Genomic DNA, 17,637 nt, shown 5'->3' with positions numbered 1-17,637 from the left:
CTGGTTACACGAGGATGAAAATATTCTGTACTTGCATAACGCCAGCGCCAATAACGGGCGATGGATCATGCTTGCCGCCAAAGGCATAAGGCAACAAGCAGATTCATTTTGCGGTTCTAAAAAATATTTTGCGATGGCTGTAACCGGATTTGAAAACTCAGCGAACTACCTTTCGGATCTGAAGCACAGCGCACTCCTGCACTGATGCGACGACCCACCCTCATGATCCCGGAGAATAACCATGAACAATCTGAAGCTTGCAGCCATCGCCGTTGCCTTTTCCTCCTTTGCTGCCGGCGCCATTGCCGCCGAGACCCCAGCCGCCGCAGGCGCCATGGAAAAATGCTACGGCGTCGCTATGGCCGGTCACAACGATTGCAAGGCCGGTGCAGGTACCACATGCGCAGGTACGGCAAAAATGGATTACCAGCCTAATGCCTGGAAAAACGTTCCCGCTGGCACTTGCACCACCATCAAGACACCAAAAGGCACCGGCACCCTCACACCAATGTAACGTCAACGCCACGGGGCACGTACTTATCATGAACAAGGCATTCCAGATCGGGGCCGGACTCGGCCTCAAACCGAACCATTACCAAGAGGCGCACGACTGCACAGTCGAAGGTCTCTGGTTCGAAGTTCATCCGGAAAACTACATGGTTGGTGGCGGCCCCCGCCTGGCATGGCTGGAGGCCATTGGCGAGCGGCACCCATTGTCGTTGCACGGGGTGTCACTTTCGCTGGCGGCCGATTGCCCGCCGGACCCGGAGCACTTGAAACGCCTGAAACAGCTCGCTGATCGCGTTCAACCGGCACTGATTTCCGAGCACCTGGCCTGGTCAGCCTGGCGCGACCAATACCACCCCGACCTGTTGCCTTTTCCCCGAACAGATGAAGCGTTACAGCGTATAGCAAGCAATATCCAGCGCACACAAGACGCCCTCGGACGTCGCATTGCCATCGAAAACCCGACCCATTATTTGCACCTGGACGGGCATGACTACAGCGAACTGGAATTTCTCACCGAATTGAGCACGGTGACTGGCTGCGGCTTGTTGCTGGACGTCAACAACGTGCACATCAGTGCGCACAACCTTGGTTTTAACGCCGCCGATTATCTGGATGCCTTTGCGGCCGACGCCATCATGGAGATTCATCTGGCGGGGTTCACCAAGGATCCGGGTGAATCCTCGTTACTGATCGACAGCCATGATGCCCCTGTCGCCGAAGATGTCTGGTCGCTGTACCAGCGGCTGATCGAGCGGATCGGCCAGCGTCCGACACTGATCGAACGCGACGACCATATCCCCGCTTTCGACGTTTTACTGGCCGAGCGCAACCGAGCGCAGACGTTATTGAACCTTGGGCAAAATCAGCGAATGAAGGTGGCGATATGAAGCCCTCTCTCGCAAGCTTTCAGGATGCCTTCGTCGATGCGTTATACGGCACTGAATCATCCACGATGGATTCGCTGACCCAACAACCAGGCTTTGCGGTCTATCGCAATACCGTACTCAAAGGCACGACGGATGCGTTGCTAGCCAACTTCCCTACCGTAGAGCGCCTGGTAGGCACTGACTGGCTTAAAAGCGCCGCCGCCATACATGCCCGGCTTTCACCGCCAACAGATGCACGTTTACTTAATTACGGAGCGGGCTTCCCCGACTTTCTCGACAAATTCGAGCACGCGCAAGACATGCCGTATCTGGGCGACGTCGCCCGTCTGGATCTGCTCTGGACACAGGTTCATTGCGCCGCTGATGAGCCAGGTCTTGGACTGAACGACTTGGCGCAGATTCCCGCTACGGAATTGGGCAACTTGCGGCTTAAACCACGGGACACCGCCCGTTGGGTCTGGTTGCCGGACTGTCCCGCCTACACGATCTGGTGCGTCAATCGTGAACAACGGGAAATGCCTGAAAAACTCGAATGGCAAGGTGAAGGTGCACTACTGACACGCAAGGCCGGCCGCGTGTATTGGCAAGCTGCCAGCGCCGCAGACTGTGCCTTTCTCGACGCCTGCGCGGCTCACCTGCCCCTCGATGTCGCCGCCGACTGGGCCATTGATGTCGAGTCTGACCTGAATCTGGAAAACCTCATTATTCGCCTGGTGAGTGCTGACGCGTTTGTAACGGCGGAACTCCTGACAACCAGTTACTGAAGCCATCAACGGAGCACAGCATGGATACCATCAACACCCGCTCACCTGCCGCCGACAATTCCTTGCGTGGCCTCTGGAACCGCGTTGCAACCCGATTGGGCAATCTGATCAGCGATTCGTTTCTGGTGTTGGTGGCACGCATCGCCATCGCCGCCATTTTCTTCATGTCAGGGCGCACCAAAGTCAGCGACGTTCTGACGATTACGCCGAGTACCTACGAACTGTTCCGTACGGAATACGCCTTGCCTGTGATCTCTCCAGAACTGGCGGCACACCTTTCGACCTACAGCGAGCACCTATTTCCACTGCTGCTGGTCCTCGGGCTGTTCACCCGTCTATCCGCCTTGGCGTTGCTGGGTATGACCTTTGTCATTGAGGTTTTCGTTTACCCCGATGCCTGGCCGACGCACCTGTCCTGGGCGGGATTGCTGCTAATCATCATCGCACGTGGTGCAGGAGCACTTTCGCTGGATCGCAGACTGGGCATCCGGTGATCCATTCACGTATGGGGAACTCTCTAGTAGGAGTTTGCGAGTAGTGATCGCCCACATCAGCGTGAAGTTCGCTGTCATTCCAAGAGCACGCCTTTGTACTAGTTAACAATCCTGAGGCTGCTTCATGTGGGCAAGCGCAGGGCGCGCATTGCGTAGGCAATACGCAACTAAATAAGCGGATACAGCCGATTTATCTTCAGCTAATTCATCTTTGACGCGATCCACGTCATGCAAATACAACACCTAGCTGTCGTTAGGTTGTCTCTACATACTGGCGAAAAATATGCAAAACAACACCGTCCGATTTTCCTGTGTAGGCTGCGGTATTTGCTGCAAGGGCCGCCTGATACCGCTGACATTGGCTGAGGCACAACAATGGTTAAACCGCGGTCACGACATCGCGGTGATTCTTGAGGCCTTTGCTGAATCGAGTTGGCCTCATTCATCAGCGGAGTTTGCCCACGCCAAAGGCCGATCTGTAAGTGTAATTTGTGGCAAGACCCAGATACAGGTCATCGCTGTGTTTGCCGGCAAAGCACTTGAGCAATGCCCTAATCTCAGAGCTGACAATCTTTGCGGCATCTACGAGGAACGCCCCCTTGTTTGCCGCATTTATCCGATGGAAATCAACCCATTCATCGCGTTACGTCAAGATAACAAAGCGTGCCCGCCACAGGCGTGGGAGAGCGACGACATTCTCTGTACAGATGGCCGTGCAGAACAGGCTCTGGAAGCACTCGTCAGTCAATCTCGACAAGCAGACAGAGCCGATGCCTCAAGCAAAATCGCCATCTGCGCGCAACTGGGCCTGAATGTGGCGAGTTGGAAAGACAACGCGCTGGCCGTTTACTTTCCACAACGAGAAAAACTGCTCGAAGCGATACACAGCGTCAAAAGTACTCTTGAGGAAGGTCCAAGCTGCGAGTGGCAGGTGCGGGTCGATGATTTATCGCTGCGCGAGCGATTGACCGCATCGGACGTGTCTCTGGCTGCCAAGGAGTCCGCCGAGTACATCTTTCATGTTTTATGAACAGCCTTTAACGCAGAGTTCGCTCATCAATACCGAACTACTGTGCATACTCGCGCGTTTATTTTGCACGCAATATGACCAAGAGGTCACACGGGTTGATTGCAGTCCTCCGCGACGAACAGCTATAGCTTCACAGAATAGTTGATCATTTTCACAAGTAGTTGATCAGACGCCCCCTGACAGGAAAGCGACAAAAAGGCCAATTCTCCGAATTGGCCGAAAGCAGACCTCCGCCATGCATTATCCATCGCGAAACTCGCGCGACTAGCTTCAGCAAATTCTCCAGCAACTCTTTAAGCTCAGCGCGATGCTCATCATTTTCACGTTACGTGTAGCAATGGAAGATCTGCTCAGCCGTCATCAGTGGCCAGGGTTTGTCGTAGATCTACTCCCTTCCCCATCAGGCAAGATCGATCAGAACCAGCTAGCCCTTTGGGGCTGACGCTGTAGCGCCGAGCAGCGCGGCTCAGATGAGGTCGGAGGCAATGTGCGCAGTGCGCTGACAATGATCAGTGAGAACGAAGAGTTCATTAACATGACGTTAACGGTGCTCATGACATCTGAATGACTTCTACTGAAATACAGCAATCGGCCAATTTCAGCTATTGCCGACCAGCATGGGTCGTGTACGCCGGTCGCCAAGCGAGCGATGCAACCCTTGGCGTTTCAGGTCGGGATTACTGTCATGCGGATACACCATCTTGCAGGGCAAGCCACCCACCCGTCGACTCCAATTGAGAAAGGTTTGATGTACTAGCTATATGCCGCTAAAACTTAAGCGAGGATAAAAATATAGGTGATGACATGGTATCGAGATTTGTTGTCGTTCCAGCGATACCTACTGAGACGGGATCGGTACGTAATGGTGCCCGCTTCTACTCCAGCATGGCGCCTTGCGGCTACAGCATCTACGACAACAAGGAAAAGTGTCGTCTTCACGTGTCATTTCCGTCGCGAGAGGAAGCGGAGGCTGCGTGCGAATTGAAAAATTCAGAGCAACTATTCAGCTCAATGTCCTGACTGCGACCATCGTGGGACCTTCATAGCACTGCGCACAAATTCTGGAATTTCGACCACAATCTGCCAATCGATCTAGTAAGCGTGTAAAGATCTGAATGGTGACCTATGACGGCAAACGAGGATTTGATTGATTGGAATGGCCGCTGGCATATCACCAACGGCGTCGTGTGAATGCCATCTGCAAAAAGCTCGGTCAATGGGTATAGGTAGCTTTGAGTGTTCGTCTTAGACATCTTTGACTAATAGAAGACTTCTCAGTCCGCAGACGGTCCATAGCTACCTGCGGCCCGCCCATCTAGCATAGGCATCGGATCAATTTTGGGGGAGTTAAGAAAAGTAGCCCACGCCTCATATGCCAGCTTCTGGCGATAGGTAGCTTCATTCCACAAGGTCCCCTCCAACTGTCGTGCCGATACAAGCATCATAAGATTGGTGGTGGCTGCATCAAGCTCAAGCAAAAGCTCGTGGGACTGGAAGCGATAGTCGTCTAGGTTGTTCATTATAGAGGTACACCAGTCATGGCTCTGAATTACGAGATGTTGTTCCTATATAGGTTCAGTGTGACATCAGTTTCATCATCGCGTTGATCCGCAGACAACCGGCTTCATCTTAGGCAGGCTAGAAGGTCAGGTAAACACTTTCCCTCCACTCAAAGCGAGGCCGCATTGCGCAAGGGCTGAGCGACGGCTTTGGCTCGGATAGCAACCACGCACCGTGACTGATCCCCCCCTGCCCTCGGCCGTGCGATGAGCCGGTGTGGGTTCCACATCCACGATGACACCGTGCTCGGTATCGATCAGATAATTCGTGGAGTAAGCGTAGAACGCTGGGCCACCTGGAGCAGCGGTCCAGCGGGCTTGAAGATCCGTCAGCGACAGGCGCATCGGAAGAATTTCGGCCTGAGCCTTTTCATCGAGCGCCTCAAGATACTCACGCACGGCGCGAGTGCTCAGGGCCGAATCGCTCCAGTTTACCGGTTCATCACCCGGCACACCGCGCTGCCGACTCGCGTCCGCTTTGATGGTGCTGATGTCCACGGCGAAGCCCTCGCTCTTGACCAGGCCAGCGTCCTTGCAGCGACGCCGCACTTCATTAAACAACCAGCGAAACAGATCGCTGTTCCGAAAACGCCCGTGTCGATTTTTGGAAAAGGTCGAGGTTGGGGACTTCATCTTCAAGGCTCAACCGGCAGAACCTGAGATACGCCGGGTTCAGATGGGTTTCTTCGCGCAGCCTACGATCAACATGCGGATCATCAGCTCGGGATCAATCGAAGGACGCCCTATTGGGATGTAGAAATCGCCGAGGTAATGGCGCAAATCGCTCATATCAAGACACTGATCAATGCTGCGCAGGAGGTGATTTGCTGGGATGTGATCTTCAAGGTTGAACGAGTAAAACAGTCGGTCCTACCCACTCGATAACTGTCCCATCATGCTTCGTGCTTCCCTGCTGGCCAATGTTGAGATTTCGCCGCCGGCCAGAGAGGGGAGCTACTTTTTCAACAGAATCGGCCAATAGCTGCCCACCAGAACCGGCGAAGCGGGGGCGATTCAGTACTTGCCGACAGGCTAACGAATATCCAGACAAAAAAAAGCCCGCGTATGGCGGGCTTTTTTTCGAAGGGGAACCAAATCCTTTGGTCTTGGCCCAGTATTGCGCAGCAATACACAATGTATCAAGGCAAACCAATTGGAAGTTTAAAAAATTTGGATAGCTGGACTAAGTTGAGCTTCTCGCTAACGCACCCGATGAAATTATCACAACTGGTATTGCGAATCCGGACGCTAGGACGTGGTAAACGGGCTTCCTGGCGACTCAAAGGCGAAGCGATCAATATCTCCAGAACACAGGTGTCAAAATCACCAGCACCGTCAGAATTTCCAACCGTCCAAGCAGCATGCCGACGGTCAGCAGCCACTTAGCAGCGTCAGGCAACGAAGCAAAATTGCCCGCAGGCCCAATGACCGTGCCAAGCCCCGGCCCAACATTGCATACTGCGGTGGCGGCGCCACTCAAGGCAGTCGTCCAATCCAGTCCAATCAACGCCAACCCCAAAGCGATCACAGCAATAGTAATTGTGAAGAAAAACGAGAAGGTCAACAGCGAACGCAAGACGTCCTCATCGATGGAATGGCCGTTGTACTTTTTCTGGATCACCGCTCGGGGATGAATCAGTTGTTTCAAGCCACTCAGGAGCAGCGCAGCGGCAACCTGAAAGCGGAAAATTTTAAGGCCACCGGCGGTTGAGCCGGAGCATCCCCCGACGAAGGTCAGGTAGAAAAACAACAACACGGAAAAACTGCCCCACAATGTGTAGTCACCTACCGCGATGCCGGTAGTCGTAACGACCGAGGTCACATTGACGGCCACGATGCGAAAGGCATCCCACCATGTGTAATCACTGTGGAAACACAACCAGGTGCCCACTACCAACCAGGTAACGATCAGGAACCCAACAAACCCGCGCACCTGATGATCCTTCAGTAACACACGCCGATGGCCGCGCAATGTTGCGACGTACAAGGTAAAGGGCAGGCTACCCAGAATCATGATGACCACCGCTACCCAGTGAATCGCTGGCTGCGTCCAATGCCCAAGCGAGGCGTCCGAAGTGGAGAATCCGCCAGTAGAGATCAAAGACATTGCGTGGTTGACCGCTTCAAAAGGCGTCATCCCAGCGATCCAGAGTGCCAGAGCCCCGGTGCCAGTAAGTCCCAGATAGAGAAAGAGGATGTACTTGGCTGCCACATGAGAACGCGGCGTCACTTTCTCCGACCAGTCTGAGGACTCTGTCTGGAAAAGACGCATGCCACCCACTCGCAACAGTGGAAGGATCGCCACCGCCATGCCGATGAAGCCGATACCCCCCAGCCAGTGCAGCATCGAGCGCCAGATCAACAATCCCGGTGAAGCGGTATCCAAACCACTCAGGACAGTTGAGCCCGTGGTTGTGATGCCGGACATCGTTTCGAAGAAAGCGTCGGTGTAACTGATGTGACTGATAAACACCATTGGCAACGCCGCGAAGGTACAGACCACCACCCAACTGCCAGTCGTCAACAGGTACATATCCCTCGGGCGGAGCTGGCCAGTATCAGGGCGCCCACGCACGATCAAAAGAAGGCCGCTGATGAAGGTAATCAAACTCGACCAGAGAAAGGCCGACAGTTCGTCGCTACGCTCATAGGCCACCAGCGTAATCATGGGAATAGCCATGCTTACGGCTAGCGTGATCAGAAAAATGCCTAGGATGAAGCCGATGAGCCGCATTGCCGCGATGGACATAGAAATAGCCTGCCAGATTTTAGCTGCGAAGCCTTTAAATCAGGCCTTCAGAGCGCTACCGACCATCCAACTCATAGCCAACGAGTGGAGAGTATCTGCAACGTAATTGAGTAATGTTTCCTACAAATAAAAAACCCGGCACAGGGCCGGGCTTGCCTGTACTCCCCTACTACACAGTTCCCAAATGAGAGGGATGGAGAACCGACTGAGGAACACAGGTCGCCGATATTGCCAAAGCACGTTTTGCAAAGCAATCCATCTATGAAAAATGCTCCGACAGCTAACTGTCGCTACACCACTGCGATGAACAGACTAAAAAACCGCTAATTCATTGCGCCGACAAATCCCAGCTCCAATTGAAATTGTAGGTTTAGAGGGGATCGCGGGATGGGACGAATTTCAAGCAGATTCCCCCGAGCTTTGTAGACCGATCATTTTTTCCAAAAATGGGGAACTGCCCCCATTGGTTGGGGAAGACCCACCAATTTATAGGAATATGCCCCATCGTGTTCTGTAAGCGCGCAGAAACACTCTGAAACAACTTACTAATTCATTAGTACTTTTTCTTCGAGGCCAAATGATGGCCTAACAGTTGCAATTTCCCCACTACCGCAGCATCTGCCGTCACTGAACAGTGATGGCGGGTTTCGCCGATAGGCATGACGCGAGGGGAATAAAATGAAATCTGCTACACAACATTTCCACTCAGTGAGCTGTTTACGCAGGGCAGGCCTTACCTCTGCGATGCTCGTGACCCTGGCAACGGCCAACGCGGTACCGCTTGACGATGTCAGCGAGCCGCCACCCACAGACCCCTCGGCATACTACACACCTCCCGCCGACCCGCTGGCAGCGGCTGCCGAGCTGGACGCCATCAAAAGCCTGCCCGAAGCCAACCAGGGCGCAATCGCCTATCCCAACGGAGTGTACGGAGACCGAAACACACCGCGCGCCGAAAACGTGCTGCCGCCGAGCGTTCAGACCTCGTTTAATTTCCCTACCAACGGCAAGCCCAGCCCGTTGTTCGGCGCCCAGCCTTACACCCAGCAATTGCTGCTGTTCGAGGAGTTCGGTACGGAAAAACTCGACCCCACCCTGCCTGCACCACCACTGACATTCCCGGTACCCACCGTCGGCCCATTGCCGCAGCAAGACCCGGACAATGTCGCCCGCAGCGGCCCTTCGAGTTCGGCATTGGAAGCCTTCATGCGCCAGCCCGGGCTGTACCCGTTTCCATCGCAGTTCTCCAACGTGCTGGACCGCAACCCGTGGAAGGCGCAGATCGAAACCTTCCTCAACCGCCATCCGGTGGGTTCGCCGGCAGAGGGCCGGCCACCGGGAAAAGGCTGGTCGCATCAACGCTGGAACGAGTTCTATCCACAGGTCGCCTTCAAAACCGTGCAAGCAGGCGCTAAGCTCAATGGCGGCATGCGTGACCGCCGACAATTGCACAACTATGCCGTTGGTGAGTTCGGGCCAGGCGGGCTCTACTACCAGACCTCGGACATTCCGACCACGACGGGCACGACCAAAGGCATCGATACCCGATTTCACCCCAGCATGCCGGTTCAGAATCACAATGCACTGTGGACCTTCGACGGCACCTTTCCGCCCAAATTGCTCATGGTGCGTTACGGCCAACCGGTGCTGATGCGTCACTACAACGCCCTGCCGATAGACCCGGCCGCCAACATGGGCTTCGGCCTGCACACCATCAGCACCCACGAACACAATGGCCACTCCCCGGCCGAAAGCGACGGCTACACCAACGCGTTTTTCTTTCCGGGGCAGTACTACGACTATCGCTGGCCGCTACAGCTGGCCGGTTACGACACCATCAACACCACAGCGCAGGACCCGAGGGCGGCGTTCCCATGCGCACCGGGTGAGAAGCTGTTCGTCAACGACGCCAGCCCCGGTCTGAAGACCTGCGAAAACGGCACGATTAAGATTCGCGGCGACTGGCGCGAAACCATGAGCACCCACTGGTTCCACGACCACATGCTCGATTTCACCGCACAGAACGTCTACAAGGGCAACGCGGTGATGATGAACTACTACAGCGCTCTGGATCGGGGCAACGAAGCTGTCGAGGACGGCGTCAACCTGCGCCTGCCCAGCGGCTCGGCGCTGCCATGGGGCAACCGCGACTACGACGTCAACCTGGTGGTCGCCGACAAGGCCTGGGACGCCAACGGCCAGTTGTGGTTCAACCCGTTCAACACCGATGGCTTTCTCGGCGATCAGATCCTAGTCAACTGGCAGTACCAGCCACGCTTGAAGGTACGGGCACGCAGTTACCGTTTCCGCATTCTCAACGGCTCGGTGTCGCGCTATTTGAGGATTGCCCTGGTACGTGAAGTCGCTGGCAACGGTGGCGAATTTCCAGGGCCGGCCGGTTCGAATCTGTCTTATACCCGCGTGCCTTTCCACTTGATCGGCAACGACGGCAACATCATGGAACACGCTGTGCCGTTCGATGGAAGCATGGACCTGGACGGCGATGGCGATAAGCAGAACCACAACGCGATCCTGCCCACCCAAGGCATTGCCGAGCGCTTCGACATCATCGTCAACTTTGCGAAAAACGGGATCAAAACCGGCGACAAGCTGTACTTCGTCAATCTGATGGAACACAAGACCGGCAAGGGTCCTGAGAAGAACGCCCTGAGCCTCGCGGACGTGCTGTCCGAGAAGTACAAAGCGGTGATCAAGCAAGGCAGCAAAGGTCCGGAGTGGGACAAGGGTGATCCGGTAGTGGGCAAGTTCATGCAAATGATCGTGCAGCCCTACACCGGTACAGATGTCAGCATGAATCCTGCCGAATATGAGCCCGCCAAGCCGGGCAAAGCCGCCGGTAAAGTCATGATCCCGCTGACCCTCGACCGCGATGACCCAGCCGTGCAGGCCAAGCTGAAACTGGCGCGGCACCGCGAGTTCATCTTCGGCCGCTCCGACGGCACAGACGAAGCTCCGTGGACCATCAAGACCGACGGCGGTTTTGGCTACAGCATGGACCCACGCCGGCTCAACGCGGCCCCGCAACTGGCCAACGGCCCGACCGATGGCGGCTACGTCGGCGACGGTACGCTGGAAGTGTGGAAAATCAAGAACGGCGGCAACGGCTGGAACCATCCGGTACACGTGCATTTCGAAGAAGGCATTATCCTCAGCCGCGACGGCAAGGCACCACCGGAATGGGAAAAATGGGCACGCAAGGACGTGTATCGCATCGGCCAGGGCATCGACAGTTCGGTCGATGTGGAAATGGCGATCCACTTCCGTGAATTCGCCGGGACCTACATGGAACACTGCCACAACACTCAGCACGAGGACACTTCGATGCTGCTGCGTTGGGATATCGAGCATCCCGGGCAGTTCCAGTTGATGCCGACGCCTCTGCCTGGATGGGACGGTGTCACCTACGTCAACTCTGCCGCGCTGCCGACCTTCCGCACTGGCGACGCGAAGAACAATGACGATGATGACGATCAGGGTTCGAACAAAAAACCCGTCGCCAACCCGGACAGCGCCGCCAGCGCCAACGGCCAAGCGGTGACCATCAATGTGCTGGCCAACGACACCGACCCGGACGGCAATGTGCCGCTAAAAGTCGTCGGTCTGGAGCAACCGGACTCCGGGCTGGGCACAGTCAGCACCGATAGTGTGCGGGTGATCTACACGCCACCCGCCACCATCGCCGCACCATTCACCACAACCTTCACCTACCAGGCCAGCGACGCCAAGGATGCTGTTTCGGATCGGACGACGGTCTCCGTGGCGGTCTCGGCACCGGCAGCGGTCAACGAAGACTTGGTTGTCACCAGCGCAACCGTCACCGCCCGCAGCAACAGCCGCTACACCTGGGACCTGGCAGGCACGACGTCGCGAGGCACGGGCAACAGCATCACGGCCACGGCCTCGACCACCGCCGGGCCGCTGAGCCTCGGCACGGCCACTCTCACCCCGACCGGCACGGGTGCGCGCTGGCGGGTGTCGGTGACTACCACCGGTAGCGGTCCGTCACCGAGCCCAACAGTCACCATAAGCTCGGCGTTTGGAAAAAGCACCACCGCGCCCGTCAGCAGTCGTTGAACTGCATTTAGGGGAGTTTGCGCCACTAGCAGTAAGTTGGCCGCGCTTTCAATCACCACGGGGCAATGGCTAGTCGGCTTTTGCCCGGTGGTGATCACAGCGCTGAAAACTGGCACTTAGTAAAAGGGCTTAGTACCTCAGCTTCCCCCAAATCAATCCGATGAGTGCGGCTAAGCCAGACGCCGCGAGCACGCTAAGTTTCGCCGTTGAGAGTAACGCCGGATCAGGAAACGCTAACGACGCTATGAAAATGGACATGGTGAATCCGATACCCGCCAGCAGTCCCACCAAGCCGACACCCGCCCAGGTCACGCCCTCAGGTAGCTCACAAATTTTGAGTTTAACGAGGGTTACGCTGGCCAAAACGATTCCGAGAGGCTTGCCCAGTACCAGTGCCAATACAACCCCAATGAATACATTCAGCGAGACAGCATCTTCCAGGCTGCTGCCCTCTAGACTCACCCCAGCGTTTGCCAGTGCGAAAAGAGGCATAACCCCAAAAGCTACCCATGAATGCAGTCCTGCCTGGACGCGCTGCACTGGGGGCAGTATTTCCCGCTCGGCCTGTCGGAGTTGTTTCAGCGGTGCCGCCACGGCCTGCGGACTATTCCCGGTCTGGGCAAGTCGATCCATCAGTTCATGGAACGTACGCCCGATGGTGTCCAGCGGGCGCTCCGTTGTAGGCTTGGAGCTGGTCGGTGTCATCAGCCCAAGAATTACCCCTGCGAGCGTTGGGTGCACCCCCGTCTTCAGGAGGCCAAACCACACAATGGCGCCAGGCAGTATGTAGGCGTAGGCCTTGCTGATACCCATTCGCTGAAAAGCCAGCACCAATACCAGTCCACTCAACGCCACCACCAAACCGATATAATCCAGGCTTGAGGTATAGAACACGGCGATGATGAGGATGGCGACTATGTCGTCGATGATGGCCAGTGCCAACAGCAGCACGCGAATACCACCCGGGATCGACTTCCCCAAAAGTGCGAGAACACCCACTGCAAATGCGATATCAGTGGCCGTCGGCACGGCCCAACCTGCACTGCCCTCGGTTCCATGATTGAACAGCGTGTAGATGATCGCCGGCACCAAGACGCCGCCCAATGCGGCTCCTAGAGGCAGGGTCGCCAACTTGAAGTTCGCAAGCGCGCCGTCATGAATCTCCTGGCGTATCTCCGCCCCAACAACAAGGAAGAAAACTGCCATCAAGCCATCATTGACTAAGAAGTGTAGTGAGCAAGCGACTTTGAATTCACCGAGCCCTAAAGTGAGTTGGGTGTTCCAGAAATGCTCGTAGGAGCCGGCAATCGGGCTGTTCGCCCAGATCAGTGCTACCAATGCCGCGAGTAATAGAACGACGCCGCTGACGGCTTCGATATGGGTAAACCGCTCAATCGCTGTCAGCGCGCGTACGGTCAACTCTTGGGGACGTGGAATCGAGGGTGACGCCAAGTTTTTATCAGGCACATTAACTCTCCGCTGGCGGCCCGACCAACGTTTGAGCATTAACCTGCGATGTGCCGTATGCAGCAACGCACCCGGCTCGATGATAGGTAGCTTAACAGCGGGAAGCAAATGACTCCGCCAATGAACCTTCCGCCGGCAATGTCACTCCATCAAAGGTGATCGAGTTGTTGCATTGGCAGACCGAACTTAAATCGTGGACCAGTGACGTCGCTATAAAAGGTATTGAAGATGATCGCTCGTTGGCGCTGGCTGCTACATCAGATGACGAAACGGCTCTGGTTCAGAGCCAGTTTATTTTCTGTACTGGGTGTGGCGACCGCATTGCTCGCCGTGGTCTTCAATGACTACATTCCCGCCTCACTGCCAGCGCGTATCGGCGCTGACGCTGTTGACAAAATTTTGGGCATCATCGCCTCCAGCATGCTCGCCGTGACCACCTTTTCGCTCAGCACAATGGTGACGGCCTACGGCGCCGCTAGCAGTGGCGTAACACCCCGCGCCACCACACTGGTGATGGAAGACCGCACTACCCAAAATGCCCTCGCCACCTTTATCGGTTCATTTCTGTTTAGCCTGGTGGGAATCATTGCATTAAGTACTGGAGCCTATGGCGCGCAGGGAAGGGTTCTGCTTTTTGCAGTGACCATCGGCGTGGTGATTCTGATCGTGTACACACTTCTGCGTTGGATCGATCACCTATCGAGATTGGGGCGGGTGGGTGAAACAATTGATCGCGTCGAAGCGGCCACCATCCATGCGTTAAAAAATCGGGTCGAATGGCCTTATCTGGGGGGCGTCGCCTACCCTGCCGATGGGAGTGTTCCGTGCTCAGCGAAAGCCATTACGAGTCTTCAAACCGGGTATGTCCAACACATCGATGTGCATGCGTTGGGTGCGATTGCTGAAGAGCATGAGACGCAGATTTATCTCGATATTCTTCCCGGCAGCTTTGTGCATGAAGGCATGCGTCTGGCCCAGGTCGTGATTTTAAGCAATGAACACATTGGAGATCCGGGGGCCTGCGCTGAAAAAATCCTGGGTGCCTTGACCATTGGCGTGCGCCGAACCTTTGAACACGATCCACGGTTCGGGCTTTCGGTGCTGTCGGAGATCGCCTCACGAGCCTTGTCGCCTGCGGTCAATGATCCTGGGACTGCAATTGACGTGCTGGGACGCGGGGTCAGGAGCCTTACCTGCTGGGGTAAACCAACAGAACAGATGGCGGAAATAGGTTCAGGGTGCGAGCGAGTCTTCCTGCACGGACTGGATGTCGGTGACCTGTTCGACGATTTTTTCGCTCCAATCGCCAGAGATGGTGCGAGCTTGATTGAAGTGGACGTCCGACTGATGAAGGCCCTGATCAGTCTGGCGCAGATAAATCCGGATATTTTCAAGAGTGCCTGTACCAGACATATGAGCCTACTACTCCAACGAGCGGAACATGCGCTCACATTGTCGGAAGACCAGACGAAGCTCAGTGCACTGGCCCGAACACTGGTCCACTAAAACACCTTAAGGATTTGTCTTTCGGGTTGTGACGTCATTATCCGGCGATTGCAGAAAGCCACGAGCTAGCTGCTGATACAACTCAGGCCCCATCCGTGCGCTAACCGCTTTAGCAATCAATGCGACTGCCATAAGGCTGATCACCATCCCATGGCTGTCGATCATCTCCATCACGATGATTGCGGAAGTGATCGGGGACTGTGTTACTGCGGCCAGAAAACCGACCATGCACAGCGCAATGATAGGCTGCGTCGCCAAACCAAAGAAGTCCGCGACGTTGGCTCCTACAGCGGCGCCGACTGCCAGGGACGGGGCAAAAATGCCGCCCGGGATACCGGAGAAGTAAGTCACTACCGTCGCAAGAAAACGGGTGATCGGTGCGTGCCATGGCAGGCCGACATCGGACACGATGATCTGCGACGTGATCCCGTAGCCGCTGCCAAATGACATACCGCCACTCAACCAGCCCAGTATTGCCACGATCATTCCACACGCGCCGGCGAACCATACAGGATGCGTGCGCCGCCATTCCCAAAGGATGAATCGATGATGGCGCTGGGGCCACAGCAACATCCGACTGAACAGGCCGCCCAGCAGCCCGCAGCCAATTCCGATCACCAGCACCGGGGCAATGATGTCCAAGCCGATTTCGTGTATGTCGAAGTGACCGAAATAGTTGTAGTTGCCCTGCAAGGCGATGGCGACCATCCCCGACAGGATGATCGTGCTGAGCAAGACTCCGCTGGTGCGGGTCTCAAGCTTGCGCCCCAGCTCTTCGACGGCAAAGGCCACACCGGCCAGTGGTGTATTGAAGGCTGCCGCGATGCCTGCCGCCCCTCCGGCCAGAATAAGGTCCTCGCTGCGGATGATTCGTGCATTGGGCAGATAGCGGTGAAAGAAATGCATGATCGAAGCAGCGACTTGCACCGACGGCCCCTCGCGTCCTGCGGAAAAACCACCGGTCAGCGCCAGTGTGCCAAGTCCTATTTTGGCAAAGGCAATGCGCAGCGACACCAGTTTGTCGACGGGTTTGCCCTGATGAGCCAGGCGCGTGGCGGCAATCACCTGGGGAATGCCGCTGCCTTGGGAGCCGACAAAAAAACGGGTGGTCAACCACACTACCAACATGCCGACCAAGGGTGTGTAAATAAACGGCAACCAGGGCCGTTCGGCAGTCTGTTGCGCAAATTGCGTCAGTGCCAGATCAGCCAACCGAGCAAACATCACGACAAGTAGGCCCGCCAGGGTCGCAGCCGCCCAGAGCGTCACGCGTGTTCGCCAGCGTATGGAGGCGAAGCGGCGGCGCAGTAGCACTATCGGTTTGATCACCCGAGCGAATTCCCATTGAGTTTCAGGACTGTGGTGCTGGCAAGACTAACCGGATATGCGCTGTCGTCCAACAGCTCTAGCACCAATGCGGACAACCATCCCGTCACTGCTAGCCTTTATCAGGACTTCCACCGCCGAGATTGGCTCAATCCACCGCTGTCCGCGCCTGAATCAACTACAGTGGAATCACTCTGCATACAGACAAAAACAAGACGGAGATTTCCCATGCGAGTAATAAGCCGCTTTGCCCTGTTAGCCGCCGCTACGTTGGCTGTCACCACCGCAGTTCAGGCCGCTCCAGTATTCATCAACATTCTAACGGGGGGAACCAGTGGGGTTTACTACCCAATTGGTGTTGGCCTGTCGCAGATCTATAACGACGGCATCCCAGGCGTGAAGACTTCGGTTCAGGCCACAAAAGCGTCGGTGGAAAATTTGAACCTGTTGCAAGCCGGTCGTGGAGAGTTGGCACTCGCACTGGGGGACTCCGTAGCCGATGCGAAGAACGGCGTGGAAGACGCCGGTTTCAGTGCGCCGTTAACCAAATTGCGCGCCATCGCGGGTGCTTACCCTAACTACATTCAAATAGTGGCCAGCAAAGAGTCAGGAATCAAAACTCTGGCGGACCTTAAAGGCAAGACCATCTCCGTAGGAGCGCCAAAGTCAGGCACTGAACTGAACGCGCGAGCGATCTTCAAAGCCGCAGGCCTGACCTATGAAGACATGGGTAAAGTGCAATACCTGCCCTTTGCCGAATCGGTCGAACTGATCAAGAACCGACAGTTGGATGCCACCCTGCAATCTTCCGGGTTGGGCATGGCGGCTATTCGCGATTTGTCCTCTGTCATGCCGTTGAACTACGTTTCAATCCCGACTGAGGTGGTCGCAAAAATCGGCAACCCCGCCTATCAGGGCGCGATGATTCCGGCCAATACCTATGATGGGCAACCTGAAGCGGTACCTACGGTTGCGATCACTAATATTCTGGTAACGCGAGCCGATGTATCCGATGAAGTGGCTTACGAAATGACTAAGCTGTTGTTCGAAAACCTGACTCGCTTGGGCAACTCTCATTCGGCGGCCAAGGACATCAAGCTGGAAAATGCAGCTAAAAACCTGCCGATAGCACTGCACTCGGGCGCGGAACGCTACTACAGGGAAAAGGGCGCTTTGTAATGACACAAGGCGTGGCGGCAGGACCGCTACGCCTTCTTTCGCTCTTTTCAATGTGGTCATGAGGCAGGCAG

The 17,637-nt window shown here is 55.8% G+C and carries 13 protein-coding genes and 1 pseudogene; 9 read left to right on the top strand and 5 right to left on the bottom strand.

What is annotated here, in order from left to right:
- The first annotated feature begins 67 nt into the window (after positions 1 to 67).
- The 6 genes from KJF94_RS00585 to KJF94_RS00560 all read left to right on the top strand — a co-directional run bounded on the left by KJF94_RS00585 (position 68) and on the right by KJF94_RS00560 (position 3,685).
- Positions 68 to 205 (top strand): hypothetical protein, encoded by a 138-nt coding sequence (locus tag KJF94_RS00585; RefSeq protein WP_161599957.1) that lies wholly within the window; start codon positions 68 to 70, stop codon positions 203 to 205.
- A 36-nt stretch (positions 206 to 241) separates the two neighbouring features.
- The gene (locus KJF94_RS00580; protein ID WP_010461569.1) at positions 242 to 514 is read left to right on the top strand and encodes a BufA1 family periplasmic bufferin-type metallophore; all 273 of its coding nucleotides are present in this window, start codon (positions 242 to 244) and stop codon (positions 512 to 514) included.
- 28 nt (positions 515 to 542) lie between these two features.
- On the top strand, positions 543 to 1,397 hold the full coding sequence (gene bufB / locus KJF94_RS00575; protein WP_214380608.1) for an MNIO family bufferin maturase: 855 nt from the start codon (positions 543 to 545) through the stop codon (positions 1,395 to 1,397).
- Positions 1,394 to 2,161 (top strand): HvfC/BufC N-terminal domain-containing protein, encoded by a 768-nt coding sequence (locus KJF94_RS00570; RefSeq protein ID WP_138965368.1) that lies wholly within the window; start codon positions 1,394 to 1,396, stop codon positions 2,159 to 2,161. The genes bufB and KJF94_RS00570 overlap by 4 nt, the downstream gene beginning before the upstream one ends.
- Before the next feature lie 20 nt (positions 2,162 to 2,181).
- Positions 2,182 to 2,655, top strand: coding sequence for a DoxX family protein (locus KJF94_RS00565; RefSeq protein WP_177062075.1), 474 nt, complete (start codon positions 2,182 to 2,184; stop codon positions 2,653 to 2,655).
- A 283-nt stretch (positions 2,656 to 2,938) separates the two neighbouring features.
- A complete protein-coding gene (locus tag KJF94_RS00560) occupies positions 2,939 to 3,685 on the top strand; it encodes a YkgJ family cysteine cluster protein (RefSeq protein WP_214380607.1) in 747 nt (248 codons plus the stop codon).
- Between the two features lie 1,274 nt (positions 3,686 to 4,959).
- Here KJF94_RS00560 and KJF94_RS00555 read toward each other — a convergent pair.
- From KJF94_RS00555 to KJF94_RS00545, 3 genes and pseudogenes are all read right to left on the bottom strand, one after another.
- Complete coding sequence (locus tag KJF94_RS00555; protein WP_214380606.1) at positions 4,960 to 5,205, bottom strand: hypothetical protein; 246 nt, start codon at positions 5,203 to 5,205, stop codon at positions 4,960 to 4,962.
- A gap of 234 nt (positions 5,206 to 5,439) precedes the next feature.
- A pseudogene (locus KJF94_RS00550) lies at positions 5,440 to 6,108 on the bottom strand (transposase); the annotation flags it as partial.
- Between the two features lie 430 nt (positions 6,109 to 6,538).
- Positions 6,539 to 7,993: a TrkH family potassium uptake protein gene (locus KJF94_RS00545; protein ID WP_214380605.1), complete on the bottom strand. Its 1,455-nt coding sequence runs from the start codon at positions 7,991 to 7,993 to the stop codon at positions 6,539 to 6,541.
- A 744-nt stretch (positions 7,994 to 8,737) separates the two neighbouring features.
- On the opposite strand from KJF94_RS00545, the gene KJF94_RS00540 reads away from it, so the two are divergent.
- Entirely contained in the window at positions 8,738 to 12,088 is a 3,351-nt protein-coding gene (locus KJF94_RS00540) for an Ig-like domain-containing protein (protein ID WP_375379871.1), read from the top strand.
- 129 nt (positions 12,089 to 12,217) lie between these two features.
- Here the strand turns inward: KJF94_RS00540 and nhaA are convergent, their stop codons facing one another.
- The gene (nhaA, locus tag KJF94_RS00535; RefSeq protein WP_145315699.1) at positions 12,218 to 13,555 is read right to left on the bottom strand and encodes a Na+/H+ antiporter NhaA; all 1,338 of its coding nucleotides are present in this window, start codon (positions 13,553 to 13,555) and stop codon (positions 12,218 to 12,220) included.
- Between the two features lie 228 nt (positions 13,556 to 13,783).
- On the opposite strand from nhaA, the gene KJF94_RS00530 reads away from it, so the two are divergent.
- The gene (locus KJF94_RS00530; protein ID WP_214380603.1) at positions 13,784 to 15,061 is read left to right on the top strand and encodes a DUF2254 domain-containing protein; all 1,278 of its coding nucleotides are present in this window, start codon (positions 13,784 to 13,786) and stop codon (positions 15,059 to 15,061) included.
- A 6-nt stretch (positions 15,062 to 15,067) separates the two neighbouring features.
- Here the strand turns inward: KJF94_RS00530 and KJF94_RS00525 are convergent, their stop codons facing one another.
- The gene (locus KJF94_RS00525) at positions 15,068 to 16,390 is read right to left on the bottom strand and encodes a chloride channel protein (protein WP_214380602.1); all 1,323 of its coding nucleotides are present in this window, start codon (positions 16,388 to 16,390) and stop codon (positions 15,068 to 15,070) included.
- Between the two features lie 225 nt (positions 16,391 to 16,615).
- Between KJF94_RS00525 and KJF94_RS00520 the strand changes: the two genes are divergently transcribed.
- On the top strand, positions 16,616 to 17,566 hold the full coding sequence (locus KJF94_RS00520) for a TAXI family TRAP transporter solute-binding subunit (RefSeq protein WP_214380601.1): 951 nt from the start codon (positions 16,616 to 16,618) through the stop codon (positions 17,564 to 17,566).
- Positions 17,567 to 17,637: the final 71 nt, after the last annotated feature.

Source organism: Pseudomonas hormoni (genome assembly GCF_018502625.1).
GTDB lineage: Bacteria > Pseudomonadota > Gammaproteobacteria > Pseudomonadales > Pseudomonadaceae > Aquipseudomonas > Aquipseudomonas hormoni.
The sequence above is the reverse complement of the archived record's forward strand: the minus strand, read 5'-3'. Positions and strand labels throughout refer to the sequence as shown.